Here is a 19,152-nt window from a genome sequence, read left to right as displayed (position 1 = left end):
TTTCCAACAAAACATGAATATTCATTTCAGATGCAAGGAGATGCTAACCTCAGCAACGAGCCTCAAGCAGGGGGGATTGACCATGAGAATGAAATCGATGACAACTATGGTATCAACGTTGGGAGCTTGCATGCTCCTATACGGCTGTGCAAGTGCGCCAGGGGACAATGTAGGGATTCACTCGGCGCATTCGCCCCATGCAGCTTCCGTCAAAAATCCGAATGTGATCCCTTCGGAAAATGGCGAGAAAACCATGACGACGAACCGCCATGGAAGCACAACGAATGGAATGGGTACGACTGTCTACAGCATGATTGGCAGTTCCAGTCTACACTCCACTGGATTTTCGGCACATCTGGAATCCAGACTAAGCGGTGCCGGCATCTCCGACGTCCGCGTGTTTGTGTTTGATGACACGGTTGTACTTGCGACAGCTAAGAAAGTATCTAGCGCATCCCGATACGATGAAGTGCAGCAGAAACTGCTCAGCTCGAATGAAGGCATGTCAACAACCGGCACCACACCAGGCAAAGGACTGGGAGGGATAACGGGCACCGATACAACAGATCACGATAATTTGTCCCTGGCGGCAAATCAAATCGAAGGCTTCATGGGCGGCAAGGTGAAAGTATTGACGGTCGAAAGTGCAAAAGCAGTCCAACTCATCGAGCAGATCCGTACAGACGCTACAGCGGACAAGCTGTCTCCAGCCAAGATCGCAGGAGAGATTCAGACGCTGCTTCAGCTTGTCGAAAGTAAGGGCAGCAAGAAGTAATCGTTTGTTGCAAACAAAAGAGCATCCACTGACGGCTGTTTAGCCGATCGGTGGATGCTTTTTCTTATATTCTAGGGACCTGAAACTGAACTGCGCAGCTCCTGAATGTCTAACATAGGCGGACGACCATACATACGCGCATATTCACGACTAAACTGAGATGGACTCTCATAACCTACGCGGAACGCTGCATCAGAAGCATGGAGGGACTCTGACAACATCAAGTTCCGGGCATTTTGCAGGCGTATCGTCTTCAAATATTGCAGGGGGCTCATTGCCGTAACTCGCTTAAAATGCTTATGGAATGCCGACGTACTCATGTTAATGGACTTGGCGAGTTGTTCAATCTCAAGCGGCTGATCATATCGCTGGACAATGTGCCGGATTACTTGAGCAATATTATGGGCTTGGCTGCCGAGAACTGCGAATTGCTGGATTGACGCTCCTTGTTCGCTTTGAAGGACACGATACAAAATTTCTCGAATGATGAGCGGCGATAAAATGGGAATATCAGCAGGTTTATCCAGCAGGTGCACGAGTCGAACGATAGCTTCGAGCAAGTCAAGCGACATCCGATTCAACGTTATGCCTCGAGTAGGATGCGATGGTGGAGACGTAGGTTGGTCCATCGCTTGCACGATATCTAGAATGACATCTATCTCAAAGCTCAGCTTCAAGCTAAGATATGGTATCTCAGGTGAAGCTTCTATGACTTTACTGATTACAGGCAGCTCAACGGAGTTGATGAAATAAGTCGACGGATCATATCGGTAGGACTCATCTGCTAGAATGGACATCTTTGCCCCTTGGGCAACAACGCAAATGGATGGCTTATACACGGACTCCAATGGTTCGGTCAATTGTGTTGCGTGCATCAATGTAAGTGATGGCACTAAAGTCTGATGTGTACCTGTCATTGGAGCATGCCTATGGATCAATCCCGTCAATTGCAGCAAGGCTTGTTCAATCCGATGCGAATCGCTCATAACGTATCTTTCATTCCCTTCATTACGTTCATCCTTATCTAGATAATAGCGAGAGTGAAGAGAATTAGGCAAGAAGTGAATAGGTATGATCTAACGGGCAAACACGATATTTACCTATAATCAGGATACAAGGTCGCGGTCGAGATCAATCGAATGACGATCTGTGAGAGCTAGGAATAAAGGAGAGAATCGAAATGAGCTTGAATGAAAAAGTAGCCATTGTAACAGGTGCTTCCCGTGGGATCGGTCGTCAAATCGCTATTCAACTAGCGCAGTCAGGTGCGAAGGTAGTCGTCAATTACGCTTCAAATTCACAGAAGGCGGAAGAGGCTGTTCAGGAGATCGCGCAATTAGGGGGTGAAGCGATTGCGATCCGCGCTGATGTGAGCTCGGTAAGTGAAGTCGAAGCGCTATTCACAGAGACATTGGAACGATTTAATCGTGTAGATATAATCGTCAATAATGCGGGTGTTATGAAAAATGCAGCAATTGCTGAAGTGACGGAGGAGATGTTTGATCAGCATTTTGCCATCAATGTGAAAGGCACCTACTTCGCGTGTCAACAAGCGATGAAGCATATGGCTGCAGGAGGTGCGATCATCAACTTCTCAACATCCGTATCTGGTGCAATGCTCCCGACGTACAGTGTATATGCAGCGACTAAGGGGGCAGTCGAGCAGCTCACACGCCAATTGGCTAAAGAGTTCGGGCCGAAGGATATCACCATCAACTGCATCGCGCCAGGGCAAGTATCGACGGAGATGTTCTTGAACGGCAAATCCCCAGAATTAGTTGATTCATTCCGCAAAATGAACGCATTCGGCCGGATAGGCGAGCCGGAAGATATCGCGAATGCGGTAGAGCTGCTCGTTAGTGACAAAGCTCGCTGGATTACGGGACAGATCATTCGAGTGAATGGCGGATTCAACTGAAACTGCCCGTTATACGATTTCAAAAGGAGCAGGTCGCCACGGCGCTGCTCCTTATTGTCTGTAATTCGTCATCGTTCAATGACAGAAGGGTGTACATATTGTGATATAGTAGAAGGAAGTTTAAGCCAAGTGATAATCTTTGCCGATTGGACAATGAATAGGGGGCGCATCATGGAAGTGTTCGCAGAATTCATAGCACGCGTCGAGCACCCGCAGCACCGAGAGCGATTAGAGACGGTACTGAATTGGGTAGCTGATCACTACCCTCAATTGGAACCCAAAATCGCTTGGAACCAACCGATGTTTACCGATCACGGCACTTTTATTATCGGATTTAGCGTAGCCAAGCATCATATCGCCGTTGGGCCTGAACGAGCTGCGATGATTCATTTCGCAGATCAAATCGTACAAGCTGGCTACAGCCATAGCGACCAATTGATCCGCCTGAAGTGGGATCAGTCAGTTGATTATGAGCTGCTTGCGAGAATCATTGATTACAACATGGAAGATAAAGCAGACTGCACAACATTCTGGCGAAAATAAAGTAAACACGTTTGTTCTTGTCATCCCTTAACGAAGTCGACTATGATGAAGGGAATTGAATGTACCCCAACTACATATAATCGGGAACAGGTGTCTGAGCGACATGGATGGATGTCGTCCAGACTTAATAGGGAAGTTCGGTGCAATACCGACGCGGTCCCGCCACTGTAACGGAGGAGCAGGCAGCAACATCAAACCACTGATCGAACGCGATCGGGAAGGCAGCTGCCATGTTATGATTCCTAAGCCAGGAGACCTGCCTGTTCTAACGACACTGCGGTACCTACGGGAGATAGGGAGGTGTTAGATGATCGATCATAATTTGCGATTATGAAGGCGTCTTTCCCTATGTTCGTGATACGGGATTGACGCCTTTTTTATGTTGTAAACAGCGTAAGTCATCTATTCTATTAATCGATAAATAGGGGAGGCTTCTGCCATGCGACACGAACTGATTCATTTTTTGTCCCATGTTGAAGACGAGCAATTGATGATTGGGGTCATTGCAAACTTGAATGTCGATTCTTATGCCAGCCTGCTCCATCATCTCGCTTTCACATCTTCAAGCACACAGGAACGATGGCAGAAGCTGATGAACCAGGTGCTTCGTTAGAAAATTAAGATAGCAATTTTTATAAATTTGTGCGAATATATATTGGGTTAATTGAATATTTATTCACGTTCGTGCTAACAATCGTCTGAGGATGGGATCTTATGTTTAGAGAGTCTATTTTGAACAAGAAAGCAGGAATTATAACATACGGAATGACTCCGCCGAAAGAATCGAGTTCGGTTGAGAAGATCGCGGAGATTTCCCACAAGCAAGTTGAACGGCTTAAAAACGTTGACATAGATGCGCTGATTCTATACGACGTGCAGGAGGAGTCCGATCGTGTAGAGGAGGAGCGTCCTTTTCCATACATGGCCATGCTGGATCCGGAAACCTATAGTGAGCAGTATCTTCAAGCGCTCGACGTCCCGAAGATCATCTACCGCTGCGTTGGCAAATATTCCGAAGCGGAGCTGACGAATTGGCTGAAGAAGAGCAGCGACAAGGATCGGTTCAGCGTGTTCGTAGGCGCCTCTTCAAGTGGACAGAAGGTAACGCTCGATCTGTCGGAAGCTTATCGATTAAGCGGCCAGCATAACTGCGACCTTACGTTCGGAGGCGTAATCATTCCAGAGCGCCATACGAAGAAGAAAGATGAGCATATGCGTGTCGTGAACAAAATGAAGCACGGCTGCAGCTTCTTCGTCTCCCAAGCGACGTATAATGTCGAGGCATCGAAGAGCTTCTTGTCCGATTACTACCACTACTGCAACGAGCTTGAGATCGAGATGGTTCCGATCTTGTTCAATCTCGCGCCATGCGGCTCGACGAAGACGCTTGCGTTCATGAAATGGCTTGGCATCAGCATTCCGCGCTGGTTGGAGAACGAGCTGAAATATTCGTCAGACGTACTCGATAAGTCGATTCAATTGACGAATAAGATCTTTGAGGAGCTGCTAGAGTTCGGCCTAGAGAAAGGCATCCCGGTCGGCTGCAGCGTCGAAAGCGTATCGACCCGCAAGATCGAGATCGAGGCATCCATCCAGATGGTGAAGGACATCAAGTCGCTGATCGATAAGAAGCAGCTTGTTCAAATTGTGCGATAATAGCAGACCTATGCAGGCAGTCGATCAACCGATCGGCTGTCTTTTGCTTTTTACGTGTGAATACAATGAAATCATAAGGCGAATCATACATGGATTCAGGTATTCCAAGCAAGGAGAATGAGGATGAATCCGAGTTTACCAGTGAACACGTCCAAACCAGTGCCGATCGGCCGGACATACGAGGTGCAAGGACGTCAGTTACTTCTCCACAGCGAGGGAAGCGGAGGTCCTGCAGTTGTTATGTTGCCCGGCGCCGGTTTTGTAGGCCTTGATTATTGGAACATCCAGAAGGAGCTTGCACGGTATACAACCTGCGTGATTTACGATCGTGCGGGAACAGGTTGGAGTGATTCGGTTAAGTTGCCTAGAAGCGCAGGTGAGGTGATAGATGAATTACGGCAGCTCCTGCATGTCTCCGGCATACAAGCGCCATACCTACTCGTAGGTCATTCACTCGGTGGCATCTATGCGCGTCGTTACGCTCAACAATATCCGGAAGAGGTCAGCGGTATCGTCATGCTGGACCCCGTGCACGAGGGCTTTCGGCAAGCACCGAAGCTCAAATTGCGGCATATACCTCGACTGTTATTCAATATGATCCGACTGCTGCTTCACTATAAGCCATTCTTTCGTCAGCAGTTTGCACAAGTTTTATCAACATGGCCCATACCATTGCGAGATCGGTTAATCGATTATCATCTTCGCTCTTTATTGCTTTCCTTTCGCGAGAGCAGAAACTTATCGAGTGAGCTCTACGAAGAAGTCGTACATGGAGGAGACATGCCTGACGTGCCTCTGATCGTTCTAACTGCAATGGCGATCGATCCTATGCAAGCCGTTATCATGCCTAAACCCTTTCTAAATAAAACAATCGAATTTAAACATAACTTATACACGGTATTTGCCAAGTCAATACCTCACGGCGAGAATCGAGCCCTTCATCATGCAGGACACAGCTGGCTTCATGTCGATCGTCAAGATGCTGTTATTCAAGCCATCATGGATGTACTCCGACAAAGTCGTTCGTTAAGCAATTAGTGGGGCAATCAAGTTTATAAAGGGAGCGGCGGCCGAATTCCTCGAACGATTAAGCGGGCTGCGTTAGAAAGAAGCGAATAACGAATAAAAGACATAAAAAGCCGCTGATGCGGCTTTTTGTGTTGCATTAATACGTCACGCCATATGTCTTCCGATAGTCGGTAGGCGACATGCCCGTCGCCAGACGGAATGCTTTGGAGAAATAATGGATGGAGGAGAAGCCGTGCTTAGCCGCAATGTCCGTAATCGATAGATTCGTACCAACCAATTCCTCGGCGATCCGGTGGAATTGCAGCCGTTTCACATAGTCATTCGGCGAGTAGCCCGTATCTGCTTTGAACAAAGCATGGAATCGGCTCTTCTTCAGACCCATCTCGCTGGCCCACAGATACAGGTTCTGCTCGCATACCTCAGGTGGTTCTTGTTCCATCCGCGACAAAATACGTGTAATGCGAGAGTCTCGTGCACCGTTCTTCATCGCTGCGACCACATATTGATGGAGGAACGTCTGGAAAGCGCCATTGTACTGCAGCTTGTCCCATGGATTCCGATAACCGAGAATCTCGGGAGGTGGCGTCAGCGCATTGAAATAAGAAACCCACATTTGAATGTTCGGACTATGAATGACTTCATACAGATCCAGCTCAGGCCCAATCGCGGTCGTCTCCTCACGAAATTCCTCAATCGAGCAGAAATAGTCGCGCTGATATTGAAAATCCGGCCGGCTTACATACTGCCAATCGAAATAAACACATCGATGTACCATCGGATCTTGCGAATCAGCCGTCCAACGATGCACGGAGCCAGCGGGAATATAGACAAGAGAACCTGCTCGAACCGTATAGCTTGTCCCATTCAGTTCAAGCAGCCCGGTACCTGATTCAATTAGAATGATGGCGTGAGCATAACATTTGCGAAGCGAGCACTGCTCGTTAGCAGCGAAAACGTACTTTTGTGCAAATAGAAGCAAAGGGTTAAATTCCGAGTAGCGTGTCACATAGTCCACTCGAAAGCTATAGATTGGGATTCTCATGAGATTGCACCTCCATAGGATAGAGAAGAGGTTGTAACGTTAAAGTCTATTATATTGGAATAAAGGACAAATCGATATGGTTTTATCCAAAGACATCGCGTGCAACCGTACCTATACTGTTCTTAACAGATCAACAGCAAATTCGAATTGGAGCTGATCGGAATGGAAAGAACGGCAAACAACAGGTACAAGCTCACGCTCAGATACCCGACATCCTGGTGGAACAACAAATGGCGTGAAGGACTGCCTTCCGGCAATGGAAGAATCGGAGCTTCGGTCTATGGCGCGGTGAAAGAAGAGACGATCATGCTGACCCATGAGGATCTATGGCATTGGGGGCGGAAAGCGGAACTCCCTGACGTCAGTTATACGCTCCCTGAAACGCGCAAGCTAATGGACGAAGAGAAGTATCTCGAGGCGAGCTGGCATTTGACGAAAGCCTTGCAAGATAGAGGGTACAACACAGAACTGGCTTCAAGATTTCCGCTTGCGGATCTCAAGCTGACGATGGTATGTGAGCAAGCATTCAAGCAGTACCGCAGAAGTCTCGATATGGAGACAGGTGAAGTCACAGTTCAGTGGCAGGATGGGGAGAAATCCTATGCTCGAAGGCTGTTTGTTTCTAGGGCTGACGATGCGATTATCTACGAAATCACCGCGGGCGGTCATGATATAACAGGCGCGCTTCGCCTGAAATTACATCCGACCGATGACCCTAACTTGGTTGAAGCATGCAAGGAAATCGAGGCAACCGTTCAAGTAAAGGCCGCAGGCAACTATCTCTACTATGCTGCCCGCAATGATGATGGATCGGATTTCGGAGCCGTCATGCACATCGTTACGGATGCAGGCGTACGAAGCGCGGACCAACAGGATGCGATTCATTTCCAAGGTGCATCCCGCGTACTGGCTATCGTCAAACTATTCGTGAAAGGCGATCGCGAGCAAGATTGGGCACGGCTCAGAAGTGAATTGTCCGTTATCCCTACGGATTACAAGAGGCTCTTGGCAGCGCATGTCGACATTCACGGAGAACTGTTCCACAGTGTAAACCTTGAACTCGGGGAGGACGATGGCAGTCGGACGAACGAAGAACTGCTGCTGGATGCTTATGAAGGAGAGGCTCCTACAGAACTCGTTCAGAAAATGTGGGCGTACGGCCGATATCTGTTCATCTCCGGTACACATGCGGAAGGTTATCCCTTCGGGCTATATGGTTTATGGGGGGGAGACCACCAGTTAACATGGTGCCACAACATGGCCAATGAAAACGTGCAGATGATCTATTGGCATGTTCCTGCCGGCGGCTTGATGGAGCTAATGCCCGCACTCATCCGGTATTACGACAGCATGATGGACGATTTCCGGGCGAATGCACAAAAGCTGTATGGCTGTCGCGGCATCTACATTCCTGCCGGTTCGACGCCAGGGATTGGCGTACCGAATCAGGTTGTGCCCGTCATTATGAACTGGACAGGTACAGCTGCCTGGTTGGCGCGGCATTATTACGAATATTATCTGTACACCGGAGATCGTACGCTTCTCGTGGACAAGGTGCTGCCGTTTATGAGGGAAGCCGTACTGTTCTACGAAGACTTCGTTGTTCTGGACCAGGATGGGCAGCTCAAATTTTATCCTTCCGTATCGCCGGAGAATACGCCGGAGAACTTCATGCCGACCGATGGAAAACCACTGGCACACCCGATGCCAACAACGATCAACGCAACGATGGATTGTGCGCTCCTGAAGGAGCTGCTTACGCATCTAATCGAGGGCAGTCGAGAGGCAGGCGTTTATGATGATGACATTATGCGATGGGAGCTCATGCTGCAGCGTATTCCGGATTACAAAATAAATGCGGACGGCGCGATTCGCGAATGGATGGATGAACGGTTCGACGATCGGTACAACCACCGTCATTTATCGCATATTTATCCGATCTTCCCCGGGCAGGAATTCACGAGAGAGGAGCATCCGCAGCGGTTCGAAGCATTCGAGACGGCTGTCAATAAGCGGCTGCTCGGCGCTCAGACCGGCTGGTCGCTTGGACATATGGCTGCGATCTATGCGCGGTTAGGGGATGGGAACAAGGCGCTCACGCAGCTCGATATTTTGTCCCGCTCCTGCTTGCTGAACAATTTCATGACGCTGCATAATGATTGGCGGGACATGGGCATCTGCATGAACATGGAGGAAGCGCCGATTCAGCTGGATGCCAACATGGGCTGGGTGAACGCCGTACAGGAGATGCTGCTCTACGTCTCGCCGACTATGGTTAAGCTTCTGCCGGCACTGCCTGATAGATGGACGAGTGGAAGCGTATCCGGTATGCGGTTCTGTGCTGGGAAGGTGTCATTCTCCTGGAATAAGGAGAATGACACCTTCCATGCGGAACTTATCGCAGAGCGCGACACAACGTTCACACTCAAGCTGCCGGCTGCATTCAATCGCTGCAACTGGTTAGGCCGCAATGTGTCGTATATGCCATCGAAGCTTGGGAACGACTGTTACGATGTAGCGATGACCAAGGGTGGTAAGTTGATTATCTCCATTTCTAAAGAATAAATTGAGAAAGCGGCAGCCGGTCAGCATGACGGCTGCCTCTTCCTATTGGAATCGAAACTACTCGTTCTGGACCTAAGTCCATTGGGGTTCATTTTTTTGACAAGACGCAATTAGTCGTGTTATTCTTTGGTTCATCCAATCATCCTACGTTTAGGAGTTGACCCTGTTGCTGCAGAAACCGAATCGGCTCACGCTTGTTGAGCAAGTCACCAAACAGCTGGAACAACTGATCGAGCAAGGCGTGTGGAAACCCGGAACGAAGATTCCACCTGAGCCAGAGCTAATGGACCAACTTGAGGTCAGCCGCAATACGCTCAGAGAAGCGATAAAAGCACTTATGCATGCGGGCATGCTGCAAACGAAGCAAGGCGATGGTACATATGTCCGTGCAGCAAGCGCGTTTGGTCCGGCTCTCCAGCGCCGGGTACGGAAGACAGATGCGCTGCAGACGTTTGAAGTGCGCAGAGCATTAGAGCGAGAAGCGGCAATCTTAGCTGCGCGCCGCCGTACGGACGAAGAAGCCGAACGCTTACGTCATTGCTTCAATCAATGTTCGATTGCACTCGACAACAATGACAACGATGCTTATGCGGAGTGGGACATGCAGTTTCACCGAGCTGTCGTCGAAGCTTCGCATAACGAGCTGCTGATTGAGATGTATTCGCATATTGCGGATGCCATGCAAGAGATCATCAAGTCGGTAGCGCCGATCAGCGATCAGCAGACGATAACTGCGTTGCATCTACAGCTGCTGCAAGCGATCGAGCAGCAGGAGGAGCGTGCGGCAGAGCAAGCCGTACATGCTTATATTCATCTATCTCAAAGTCATATCTAGCAAGTAGGAGGGACTTTTCGTTGAAACAACCATCAGCATTGGTTGATTCCAGAATCAACAATACCATCGCCTATGGATGGCTGCTTATCTTGAGCATCATACTCGTTGCAGCGAATCAACGGGCGCCGATCACGTCGGTCGGCCCGCTCATTGGCGATATCCGCGAATCAACCGGACTTACGAATGCAGTCGCAGGTATGCTGACGACTGTGCCTTTATTAGCATTTGCACTTATGTCTCCATTTGCGCCCAAACTAGCACGACGGTATGGCATGGAACGTGTTATTTTCACGGCATTAATCGTATTATTAATCGGCTCCGTCTGTCGTTCATTGTCTTGGACGAGCACTTTGTTTGTCGGGACTATATTGATTGGATCGGGCATTTCTGTCCTTAACGTACTCGTTCCAAGCTTGGTCAAGCGGGACTTCAGCTCCAAGATTGGATTAATGACTGGCGTTTATTCCGTATCTATGAATCTATGTGGTGCGCTTGCCTCAGGAATCAGCATCCCACTGGCTTCAACAGGTCTTGGATGGCGTGGGGCGCTCATCTGCTGGTGCTTGCTGACGCTAGTCGCGATACTCAGTTGGGGACCGCGGCTTCGTTCATCGAAGCATGCAGTTACGACTTCAGCAGTGCGATCGGGCGGACAGAAGGAGATAAACTTCTGGAAATCTCGCCTTGCTTGGCAGGTTACTGCATTCATGGGATTGCAGTCAATTATTTTCTACATGCTGGCTGCATGGCTGCCTGAAATCTTGATCAGCCGTGGAATGGCTGCGGACACGAGCGGCTGGATGCTGTCATTAATGCAATTTGCCATGCTGCCCTTTACATTCCTTGTGCCTATTATCGCAAGTCGGATGAGCAACCAACGTTGGCTCGTCGTTATAACGGTCGTGTTATTCCTCATTGGTGCAGGCGGATTGTTCCTGGACAATAATAACCTTGTCCCGTTATGGTCGATCGTCATCGGTATTGGCGGTGCCTTCGCCTTCGGCTTGGCTATGATCTTCTTCAGCCTTCGAACGAGGAACGCACAGGAGGCAGCCGAGCTGTCTGGTATGGCGCAGACCGTCGGATACATTCTAGCCGCGATTGGTCCTATGCTGTTCGGATGGCTGCATGATCTTACGCATCATTGGACAGTACCACTCCTGTCGATTGTAGCAGCGATTGTATTCCTGTTCTTTGCGGGACTGGGAGCTGCTCGCAACCGATACGTCTCGACAGAAAGTCGAGCATAACAAAATCAACTGCATCTGTTAGCAGCCGGTTATCTTGCTTACACTCACCTCTACTATTGCTCATCGGACTAGCAGCGCGCTGTCGTATTCGATGGGTAAGATTAGAGGTGTTTTTGTTACAACGAGGGCTTATGCCGGAAAGTGGAACCTTAATATTGTTGCATTTGCAACATAAATCGAATACGATCTTGTTACTGCTAAACGCTAACAACAAGGGCCTGCTATTCATATGGCTCACCATTGGAGGACCATTACATGACTATTCAAATAAGAAAATGCATCCCAAATGATCTACGCTTGCTGCAGCAAGTTAGTATGGAAACGTTCGATGAAACATTCAAGGACCAGAACACGCCTGAGAATATGAAGGCATATTTGGAGAAAGCCTTTAACCTAGAACAATTAGCGCAGGAGCTAAACAACAACTGCTCGTCCTTTTATTTCGTATATTCGAACGAAGATCTTGCTGGATATTTAAAGGTGAACGTGAATGAGGCACAGTCAGAGGCAATGGGGGATGATGCACTTGAAGTCGAAAGGATCTATGTAAGGAGTCTGTATCATAAACAGGGACTTGGGAAGCTTCTGATCCAGAAAGCAATGGAGCTCGCGATGGAACAGAACAAGGAGAAGATTTGGCTGGGCGTGTGGGAGCACAACGAGAACGCCATTGCCTTTTATAGCAAGATGGGATTTGTTCGCACGGGCGCTCATTCCTTCTATATGGGGGATGAGGAACAGACGGATGTGATCATGACGAAGATACTCTTCTAGTCAAAAAGCGGGGTCAGACCGAGTTCGATATCAAAGTGAGGATATCGAACCATTCTGACCCCATTACCTATTAGCTTCGCGGTGCCCATAGCATGATGGATACACCGACTATACATATGGCAGCACCGACCCAGTCGTATAGATCTGGCGCTTTTTTATCCACCAGCCATCCCCATAACACGGCCAATACAATAAATACCCCGCCATACGCCGCATAGACGCGGCCGAACGAGGGGAAGCTCTGCAGCGTTGGAATGATTCCATACAATACAAGAATGATACCGCCAAGCACGCCGTACCAGACAGGCTTGGATTCCCGTAACCACAGCCAAACCAAATACCCACCGCCGATCTCAGCAAGGCCAGCAGCAATAAAGATAACGATCGACTTCAGCAACCATAATCCTCCTAACCGATGTACATGGAGCGATTATAACAAAACAAGCCTTCTCTTCACAGAGTGAGGGAAGTACAACGAATATGGATAATGCTTCCATAGGAAAATAACATGAACAGTTTTGGAGGTGTTTCCTCTCATGTTCAAGAAAGGGATATTCATTGTTGTCCTCTTGATAAGCTACTGCTTTATCGAACCTAAAAGAGGAGATGCCTGGACAGGCATAGGCACTACCTTATTAGAGACATATCGAATCGGTCTGGCTGAAGCTAGAACATGGGATTCGAACGCCAACCTTACCTTGATCATTAGCGTTGGCAGTACGAGTTCGAATCCTCAATCAACGATTGGATTGGACGGAAGAAGAGAAGTCTGGAATATGATCTTTACGAACGGACAGCGTAATGCAACGCTGATCCTTAACATCAAGAGAGGGAAGATTGCGATCAAGCATGCAATTAACGATTCTGCTCCAGGGTTCGAAGTGATATCCCCTGAACAACTTACTCTTGATTCAACGGAAATGGTGAGGATTGCAAAGAAACACGGATTGAGACCAGGCAAGGGATTTGTTGAGGGTTATCACTTCAAAGTAATAAAAGAAAAGCAAACCTTGTTTTTCGGGATATATGGGCATAACAAAGACGGTAACCTCAAAACATGGTATATGAATAACAAAGGTACGATAATGGGGTCTGCGACGAAGAATGACTGAAGTAGAGTAGAAGCCGCACCTGTTGCGGCTTCTTTGCTATGAATTTCATACTAAGATCGTTGCCAAGTTTGAAACAAACCGCGATGTGGACTAACATAGGGAATACCTCGACAATCGGAAGGAGAACGAAGTATGATAAACAGACTCGATCATTTTGTGCTTACCGTCCGAAACCTAGATGCAACCATTCAGTTCTACACCTCTGTGCTGCAAATGACAGAAGAAACGTTTGGGGCTGGGCGGAAGGCATTACGATTCGGCAATCAGAAAATCAACCTGCATCAGGCCGGTCATGAATTTGAGCCGAAAGCGAATAATCCGCTGCCTGGATCGGCTGATTTATGCTTCATCACGGATATGGACATGGAGAATGTGATCAGCCATTTACATAAGCACAACGTCACCATCGTAGAAGGTCCCGTGACAAGGACGGGAGCGCTTGGGCCGATTCTTTCTGTGTATGTTCGCGATCCTGATCACAATCTGATCGAATTGTCGCAATATGTGTAAGCGCGCAAATCTACATTAGGTGAGGATGTCATGAGTCAGTATACGAATTATTTGGCCTTTACTCGAGAGCAATGGGCAGCCTTGCGCAATAAAACCCCATTACTGCTCCTAGAAGAGGAGCTTGAAAGCATTAAAGGGTTCAATGACAAAATATCTCTCCAAGAAGTCGAAGAGATCTATTTGCCGTTAATCCGCCTTATCAAAATGAGAATTCATGCATCTGCACATCTGCAGGAAATGACGGACTCTTTTCTCAATCATACATCGAGCAAGAAGCCATACATAATAGGGCTTGCAGGCAGCGTTGCGGCCGGCAAGAGCACAATAGCAAGAGTTCTTCAAACCTTATTATCCCGCGGGGAAGATCATCCTAAGGTGCAGGTCGTCACGACAGACGGGTTCTTGTATGCCAAGGAAACGCTGGAGCAGAAACAATTAATGAGCAGGAAGGGCTTCCCTGAAAGCTACGACTCCAAGAAGCTGATTAACTTTATGCGCCAAGTGAAATCCGGAGAAGGTAGCGCAGAAGCGCCAATATACTCCCATTTAACGTACGATATCCTACCGGATCAGGTCGATATCATCGATCAACCCGATATTGTGATTGTCGAAGGGATTAATGTGCTTCAAGTCGATAAGTCACGCCATGTATTTGTAAGCGACTTTTTTGATTTTTCCATATTCCTCGATGCAGAGGAGCACGATCTGAAACGCTGGTACATTGACCGTTTTCTGCTTCTACAACAGACGGCGTTTCAAAATCCACTGTCACACTTTCACCGCTATATTACATTGACGCAGGAGGAAGCAATCCAGAAAGCTGCTGAGCTTTGGGATACGATCAATGCCGTGAACTTAAAGGAGAACATTCTTCCTACGAAACGTCGTGCCAATCTCATTCTCAAAAAAGGGGAAGCCCACAAAATCGAGAAGGTGCTGTATAAGAAGTTTTAGCTATTACATAGCATGACCACCGCTGAAAGCCGCATGCACTGCGGCTTTTTTTTTGTGCTGCCTCATATAATCGCAAATCAGCCATTTCGGTTAGGATGCAACTTATATAGATACGCAACGTCAATATACATATAATGGATGTCGATTGTTCTAAACATCTAGAAAAAGAGACTCATATAAGGGGAAATAGTATGTCTACGAAAACACTTAAGCTGTTCATTGCTAGTTCTATTATGATCGCCTCCAGTGGAGTGAGCGGTCACGCGGAGATGGCATCCTCCGCACAAGCGAAGCCGCAAGTTTCAGAAGTTCATTTGAATTTCGGCGACAACATTGGAGTAGAACGCACGCTTAGACTTCCGCTGCTTCAGCAGAAAGGCCATTACTATCTCAGTCTCGTTGATTCCGAATTAATGTTCTGGGATATCAAATTCGTGCGCCAGAAAGATGGCTCGCTGCTTATTCAGAATCCTGACATCACAGCCGTATTGACGCAAGATTCCTCGTGGATCACGCTCAATGGAGCGAAGATGAAGCGCGGCGGTCCGATCCTCACGATGCTGAACGGTAAGCCCTATCTAGCGCTAGGTGAGCTTGCGTCTCTGCTCGGTCAACGAGTGACCTATGATGCGAAGACGAGAACAATCGATTTCGATTATAAGGGGCGTTACTTCAAGGGTTATCCGAACGAGAATATTACGGTGTGGATTAACCAGACCGAAGGGCAGTTGTATATGAGCGAAGGGGATGAACATCCAAGACAAATCGCTGCAATCGGCAAGTTAGGTGACGATCGCTTCTCTGCTTATGCAGAAATGGTATCGGAGGACAATATTGTAATTACAGTGAACGATCATTATGAATCTCGGTCTTCTGATCAATACAAAACCTACCATTTGTTGTTCTATAAAGGAGAACTCGTCCGGCAAACGGCAACCGATATGGAGCATGATCGAACGGTGCAAGCCGGTGATTATATCCTCTTGCCTGACGGGGACCAGGTGCTATGGGTTCGCCCGGACGGTACGATTGAGAAGGCGATCGATTACGTTGGAATTCTGGGAGAGCAGGCAACGATCGTATATGCCGATCAGGATATCATTTTGTTCCAGACCGTTGCCAATCATTTGCACGTGCTCTATTCCTTGAATGATCAATCAACCGTTTATCTGTATAAAGAATTGCTGCCGCTGATGGAGCAGCGTATGATCGAGAAGGATGGCTACTCCGATGACCTAACATTCCTCGGAAGAGATGGAGATACACTGAAATTCATTCACCGATTTATAGCCATTGATGGATTCGACGGTCCTTCTACAGAATATAAATACGACCTGAAACAACCAACCTCCTCGTCTAGTACGGAAGTCACAAATAATTGAGACGTATTTGCTCCTATGTCGTATGATAGTGGATAAGCTTAATTCATTCGAAAGCAGGAACTCACACATGCCAAACATCAAGATCGTAACCGATTCGACGGTTGACTTATCCGAAGCGGAACTGCAGCAATACGGAATTGAGGTCGTCCCTTTAACCATCTCCATCGGTGATGAGCATTATATTGATCGAGTGACTATTACACCTACGGAATTTATAGCGAAAATGAAAGCGTCCGATACGCTGCCGAAGACGTCTCAGCCATCAGCAGGCGCGTTTATGGAAATGTACGACCGCCTTGGAGCCGATGGAAGCGAAGTCATCTCCATTCATATGACGGGTGGAATGAGCGGCACCGTAGACTCCGCCAAGATGGCTTCCGAAATGACAGATACGAAAGTAACAGTCGTGGATTCACGATATATTACGAAAGCACTCTCGTTCCAAGTCCTCGAAGCATCCAAGATGGTGCAGGAAGGCAAGTCGGTCGATGAGATACTGACAAGACTTCATGTCATACGTGAGCAAACTCGACTGTTTGTCGTAGTCGATACGCTGGACAATTTAGTGAAGGGCGGACGCATCGGCAAAGGCGCTGCCTGGATCGGTTCGCTGCTCAAGATCAAAATCATCGCATCGCTTGAAGGCGGCGTATACAATCCCGTCGCGAAGGTGAGAAGCCGCGCTCAAATCGTGTCCCACCTGGCAAAGCAATTTGCGGAAGACGTGAAAGGCAAAGCGATTCGTTCGGTAGGTCTCGTTCATGCAGAAGGTGATGAATTAGCAGCAAAGCTGAAAGAAGCAATCGCTGAATTAACGGGATTCGATCGTTTCAAGATCGAGGACACAACACCCATCATCAGCACGCACACTGGTGTCGGCGCGATTGGGTTCATGTATTATTTTGAATAGGGCATTAAGGGAAATAGAATATATCAGCTTACGAGTCGAGTCGCTTTCATGCGGCTCTTTTTTGTCAATTAAAAAGGGATAGCCGTCGTGCACGTTGAAAAAAGTTTTGGAAAATATTTTTCAATCTGTCGATTTCGTTGTCTCTCGTTCGTTGTGAATATAGTAAGCAAATATAGGAACACATGGAGGAGATTGAAGATGAGATTCATGATGGTCGTAAAAGCAACGCATGATTCCGAGAACGGAGTAAAGCCAGATCCAAATATGTTGGAGGCTATGGCGAGATATAACGAGGAGTTGGCGAGGGCTGGCGTGTTGGTTGCGGCAGATGGGCTTCATCCTACTTCGAGTGCCATCCGCATCTCTTACCCTGAACCAGGCGGGAAGCCTAAAGTACTAGACGGCCCATTCACGGAAACGAAGGAGATCATCGCAGGGTTTACTTTAATTGAAGTGAAATCAAGGGAAGAGGCTATCGAGTGGGCCATGCGCATGCCGGATCCGCACGGATTCGGAGAAGGACAGATCGAGCTTCGTCAAGTGTTCGAGTTATCGGAATTGACGCAAGACCCAGAAACATTAGCCCAGTTAAATCAAATACAAGAGCAGGTGACAAGGAAGCCTAGATCGTGAATGAACGCAACGTCCACCGCGTCATCGATGGAATCTGGCGAATCGAATCCGCTAAGATTATCGCCAGTCTGGCACGAATGGTGCGGGATGTGGGGCTTGCCGAAGATTTGGCGCAAGACTCGCTTATTATCGCGCTGGAACGATGGCCAGAAACTAGGATACCGGATAATCCTGGAGCGTGGCTAATGACAACCGCGAAACGTCGAGCAATCGATCACCTGCGGAGGAACAAGCTGCGTGACCGCAAATACGAGGAGCTGGGCTGGGAGATCGATCGGCAGCGCGAACCGGATTGGGATGAGGCGCTGGACGACCCGATTGGAGATGATCTTCTTCGACTCATCTTTACGACATGCCATCCGATTCTATCCACCGATGCGCGGGTCGCGCTTACGCTTCGGCTGTTAGGCGGACTGACGACCGAAGAAATCGCCAGTGCCTTTCTCGTCCCGGAAGCTACCATCGCGCAGCGCATTGTTCGTGCGAAACGATCGCTAGCAGCAGCGAATGTTCCATTCGAATTACCGCCGAAGGCCGAGCTCGCAGCGAGGTTATCATCTGTACTCGAGGTCATCTATCTCATGTTCAACGAAGGGTACGCCGCATCTTCTGGAGGAAGCTGGATTCGACCAATGCTGTGCAGTGAGGCGCTGCGACTAGGACGAATTTTGGCCGAGATTGCACCCGATGAACCTGAAGTCCATGGACTTGCAGCACTTATGGAGATTCAATCATCTAGATTCAGAGCAAGAGTAGGACAGGATGGAGAACCCATCCTGCTTCTGGACCAGAACCGAGCGCTGTGGGATCACCTGCTAATTCGGCGGGGGGGAGCAGCAATCTCGCGGGCAGAGCGTCTTGGCAAAGCGTTTGGTCCCTATCTCATCCAAGCCTCTATTGCAGCATGCCATGCTCGTGCACGTACGTCATCGGAGACGGATTGGGTACGAATCTCAGCGTTATACGATGCACTATCACAAGCAGCACCCTCACCTGTCGTCGAACTGAACCGCGCAGTGGCGTTATCCATGGCGTTTGGACCTGCGATCGGACTTGAAGTACTAGATACGTTAATGGAAGAACCGTCGCTGAAGAACTATCATTTGTTGCCGAGCGTACGTGGGGACTTCCTAATGAAGCTGGGCCGTAAGACTGAAGCGTGTTTAGCATTCAAACGAGCTGCTAACTTAGCGCGCAATGAGAAGGAACGAGTATTACTGTTGAAACGTGCTGCGGAGTGCAGTGCAGACTAATACAAGGAATC

General features: G+C 48.4%; 20 protein-coding genes and 1 riboswitch. Of the genes, 17 read left to right on the top strand and 3 right to left on the bottom strand.

Annotated features, from left to right (window positions below):
• Nucleotides 1-82: 82 nt before the first annotated feature.
• Nucleotides 83-775 (top strand): hypothetical protein, encoded by a 693-nt coding sequence (locus DFQ01_RS13225; protein WP_110044365.1) that lies wholly within the window; start codon nt 83-85, stop codon nt 773-775.
• Between the two features lie 71 nt (nt 776-846).
• Here DFQ01_RS13225 and DFQ01_RS13220 read toward each other — a convergent pair whose 3' ends face one another.
• A complete protein-coding gene (locus DFQ01_RS13220) occupies nt 847-1,692 on the bottom strand; it encodes an AraC family transcriptional regulator (RefSeq protein ID WP_342769990.1) in 846 nt (281 codons plus the stop codon).
• A gap of 263 nt (nt 1,693-1,955) precedes the next feature.
• Here DFQ01_RS13220 and DFQ01_RS13215 point away from each other — a divergent pair, with 263 nt between their 5' ends.
• The 5 genes from DFQ01_RS13215 (at nt 1,956) to DFQ01_RS13200 (ending at nt 5,930) form a co-directional block, all read left to right on the top strand.
• Nucleotides 1,956-2,693, top strand: a complete 738-nt coding sequence (locus tag DFQ01_RS13215) for an SDR family oxidoreductase (protein ID WP_110044363.1) — start codon at nt 1,956-1,958, stop codon at nt 2,691-2,693.
• Nucleotides 2,694-2,864: 171 nt separating this feature from the next.
• A complete protein-coding gene (locus DFQ01_RS13210) occupies nt 2,865-3,236 on the top strand; it encodes an iron chaperone (protein ID WP_110044362.1) in 372 nt (123 codons plus the stop codon).
• Between the two features lie 71 nt (nt 3,237-3,307).
• A riboswitch (cobalamin riboswitch) is annotated at nt 3,308-3,514 on the top strand.
• A gap of 161 nt (nt 3,515-3,675) precedes the next feature.
• The gene (locus DFQ01_RS31095) at nt 3,676-3,849 is read left to right on the top strand and encodes a hypothetical protein (protein WP_174812681.1); all 174 of its coding nucleotides are present in this window, start codon (nt 3,676-3,678) and stop codon (nt 3,847-3,849) included.
• A gap of 101 nt (nt 3,850-3,950) precedes the next feature.
• Nucleotides 3,951-4,892, top strand: a complete 942-nt coding sequence (locus DFQ01_RS13205; protein ID WP_110044361.1) for a methylenetetrahydrofolate reductase — start codon at nt 3,951-3,953, stop codon at nt 4,890-4,892.
• 123 nt (nt 4,893-5,015) lie between these two features.
• Nucleotides 5,016-5,930 carry an alpha/beta fold hydrolase gene (locus DFQ01_RS13200; protein WP_174812680.1) on the top strand — a complete coding sequence of 305 codons (915 nt, stop codon included), beginning with the start codon at nt 5,016-5,018 and terminating at the stop codon, nt 5,928-5,930.
• A gap of 127 nt (nt 5,931-6,057) precedes the next feature.
• Here the strand turns inward: DFQ01_RS13200 and DFQ01_RS13195 are convergent, their stop codons facing one another.
• Entirely contained in the window at nt 6,058-6,963 is a 906-nt protein-coding gene (locus DFQ01_RS13195; RefSeq protein WP_110044359.1) for an AraC family transcriptional regulator, read from the bottom strand.
• 162 nt (nt 6,964-7,125) lie between these two features.
• On the opposite strand from DFQ01_RS13195, the gene DFQ01_RS13190 reads away from it, so the two are divergent.
• The 4 genes from DFQ01_RS13190 (at nt 7,126) to paiA (ending at nt 12,387) form a co-directional block, all read left to right on the top strand.
• A complete protein-coding gene (locus tag DFQ01_RS13190) occupies nt 7,126-9,528 on the top strand; it encodes a glycosyl hydrolase family 95 catalytic domain-containing protein (RefSeq protein ID WP_110044358.1) in 2,403 nt (800 codons plus the stop codon).
• Between the two features lie 166 nt (nt 9,529-9,694).
• Nucleotides 9,695-10,363, top strand: coding sequence for a FadR/GntR family transcriptional regulator (locus DFQ01_RS13185; protein ID WP_110044357.1), 669 nt, complete (start codon nt 9,695-9,697; stop codon nt 10,361-10,363).
• Between the two features lie 20 nt (nt 10,364-10,383).
• Entirely contained in the window at nt 10,384-11,613 is a 1,230-nt protein-coding gene (locus tag DFQ01_RS13180) for a CynX/NimT family MFS transporter (protein ID WP_245946660.1), read from the top strand.
• A gap of 255 nt (nt 11,614-11,868) precedes the next feature.
• Entirely contained in the window at nt 11,869-12,387 is a 519-nt protein-coding gene (gene paiA / locus DFQ01_RS13175) for a spermidine/spermine N(1)-acetyltransferase (RefSeq protein WP_110044356.1), read from the top strand.
• A gap of 70 nt (nt 12,388-12,457) precedes the next feature.
• On the opposite strand, the gene DFQ01_RS13170 is transcribed toward paiA, so the two are convergent.
• Nucleotides 12,458-12,784 (bottom strand): YnfA family protein, encoded by a 327-nt coding sequence (locus tag DFQ01_RS13170; RefSeq protein ID WP_110044355.1) that lies wholly within the window; start codon nt 12,782-12,784, stop codon nt 12,458-12,460.
• A gap of 139 nt (nt 12,785-12,923) precedes the next feature.
• On the opposite strand from DFQ01_RS13170, the gene DFQ01_RS13165 reads away from it, so the two are divergent.
• From DFQ01_RS13165 to DFQ01_RS13135, 7 genes are all read left to right on the top strand, one after another.
• Complete coding sequence (locus DFQ01_RS13165; protein WP_110044354.1) at nt 12,924-13,499, top strand: hypothetical protein; 576 nt, start codon at nt 12,924-12,926, stop codon at nt 13,497-13,499.
• A 132-nt stretch (nt 13,500-13,631) separates the two neighbouring features.
• Nucleotides 13,632-14,009: a VOC family protein gene (locus DFQ01_RS13160; RefSeq protein ID WP_110044353.1), complete on the top strand. Its 378-nt coding sequence runs from the start codon at nt 13,632-13,634 to the stop codon at nt 14,007-14,009.
• Nucleotides 14,010-14,039: 30 nt separating this feature from the next.
• Nucleotides 14,040-14,963: a type I pantothenate kinase gene (gene coaA, locus DFQ01_RS13155; RefSeq protein ID WP_110044352.1), complete on the top strand. Its 924-nt coding sequence runs from the start codon at nt 14,040-14,042 to the stop codon at nt 14,961-14,963.
• Between the two features lie 191 nt (nt 14,964-15,154).
• Complete coding sequence (locus DFQ01_RS13150; protein WP_110044351.1) at nt 15,155-16,345, top strand: stalk domain-containing protein; 1,191 nt, start codon at nt 15,155-15,157, stop codon at nt 16,343-16,345.
• A gap of 67 nt (nt 16,346-16,412) precedes the next feature.
• Nucleotides 16,413-17,255, top strand: a complete 843-nt coding sequence (locus tag DFQ01_RS13145) for a DegV family protein (protein WP_110044350.1) — start codon at nt 16,413-16,415, stop codon at nt 17,253-17,255.
• Nucleotides 17,256-17,453: 198 nt separating this feature from the next.
• Nucleotides 17,454-17,888: a YciI family protein gene (locus DFQ01_RS13140; protein ID WP_110044349.1), complete on the top strand. Its 435-nt coding sequence runs from the start codon at nt 17,454-17,456 to the stop codon at nt 17,886-17,888.
• On the top strand, nt 17,885-19,141 hold the full coding sequence (locus tag DFQ01_RS13135) for an RNA polymerase sigma factor (protein WP_110044348.1): 1,257 nt from the start codon (nt 17,885-17,887) through the stop codon (nt 19,139-19,141). Before DFQ01_RS13140 ends, DFQ01_RS13135 begins: the two co-directional genes overlap by 4 nt.
• The last annotated feature ends 11 nt before the right edge of the window (nt 19,142-19,152 follow it).

Source organism: Paenibacillus cellulosilyticus (genome assembly GCF_003182255.1).
Taxonomy (GTDB): Bacteria; Bacillota; Bacilli; order Paenibacillales; family Paenibacillaceae; genus Paenibacillus_T; species Paenibacillus_T cellulosilyticus.
The sequence above is the reverse complement of the archived record's forward strand: the minus strand, read 5'-3'. Positions and strand labels throughout refer to the sequence as shown.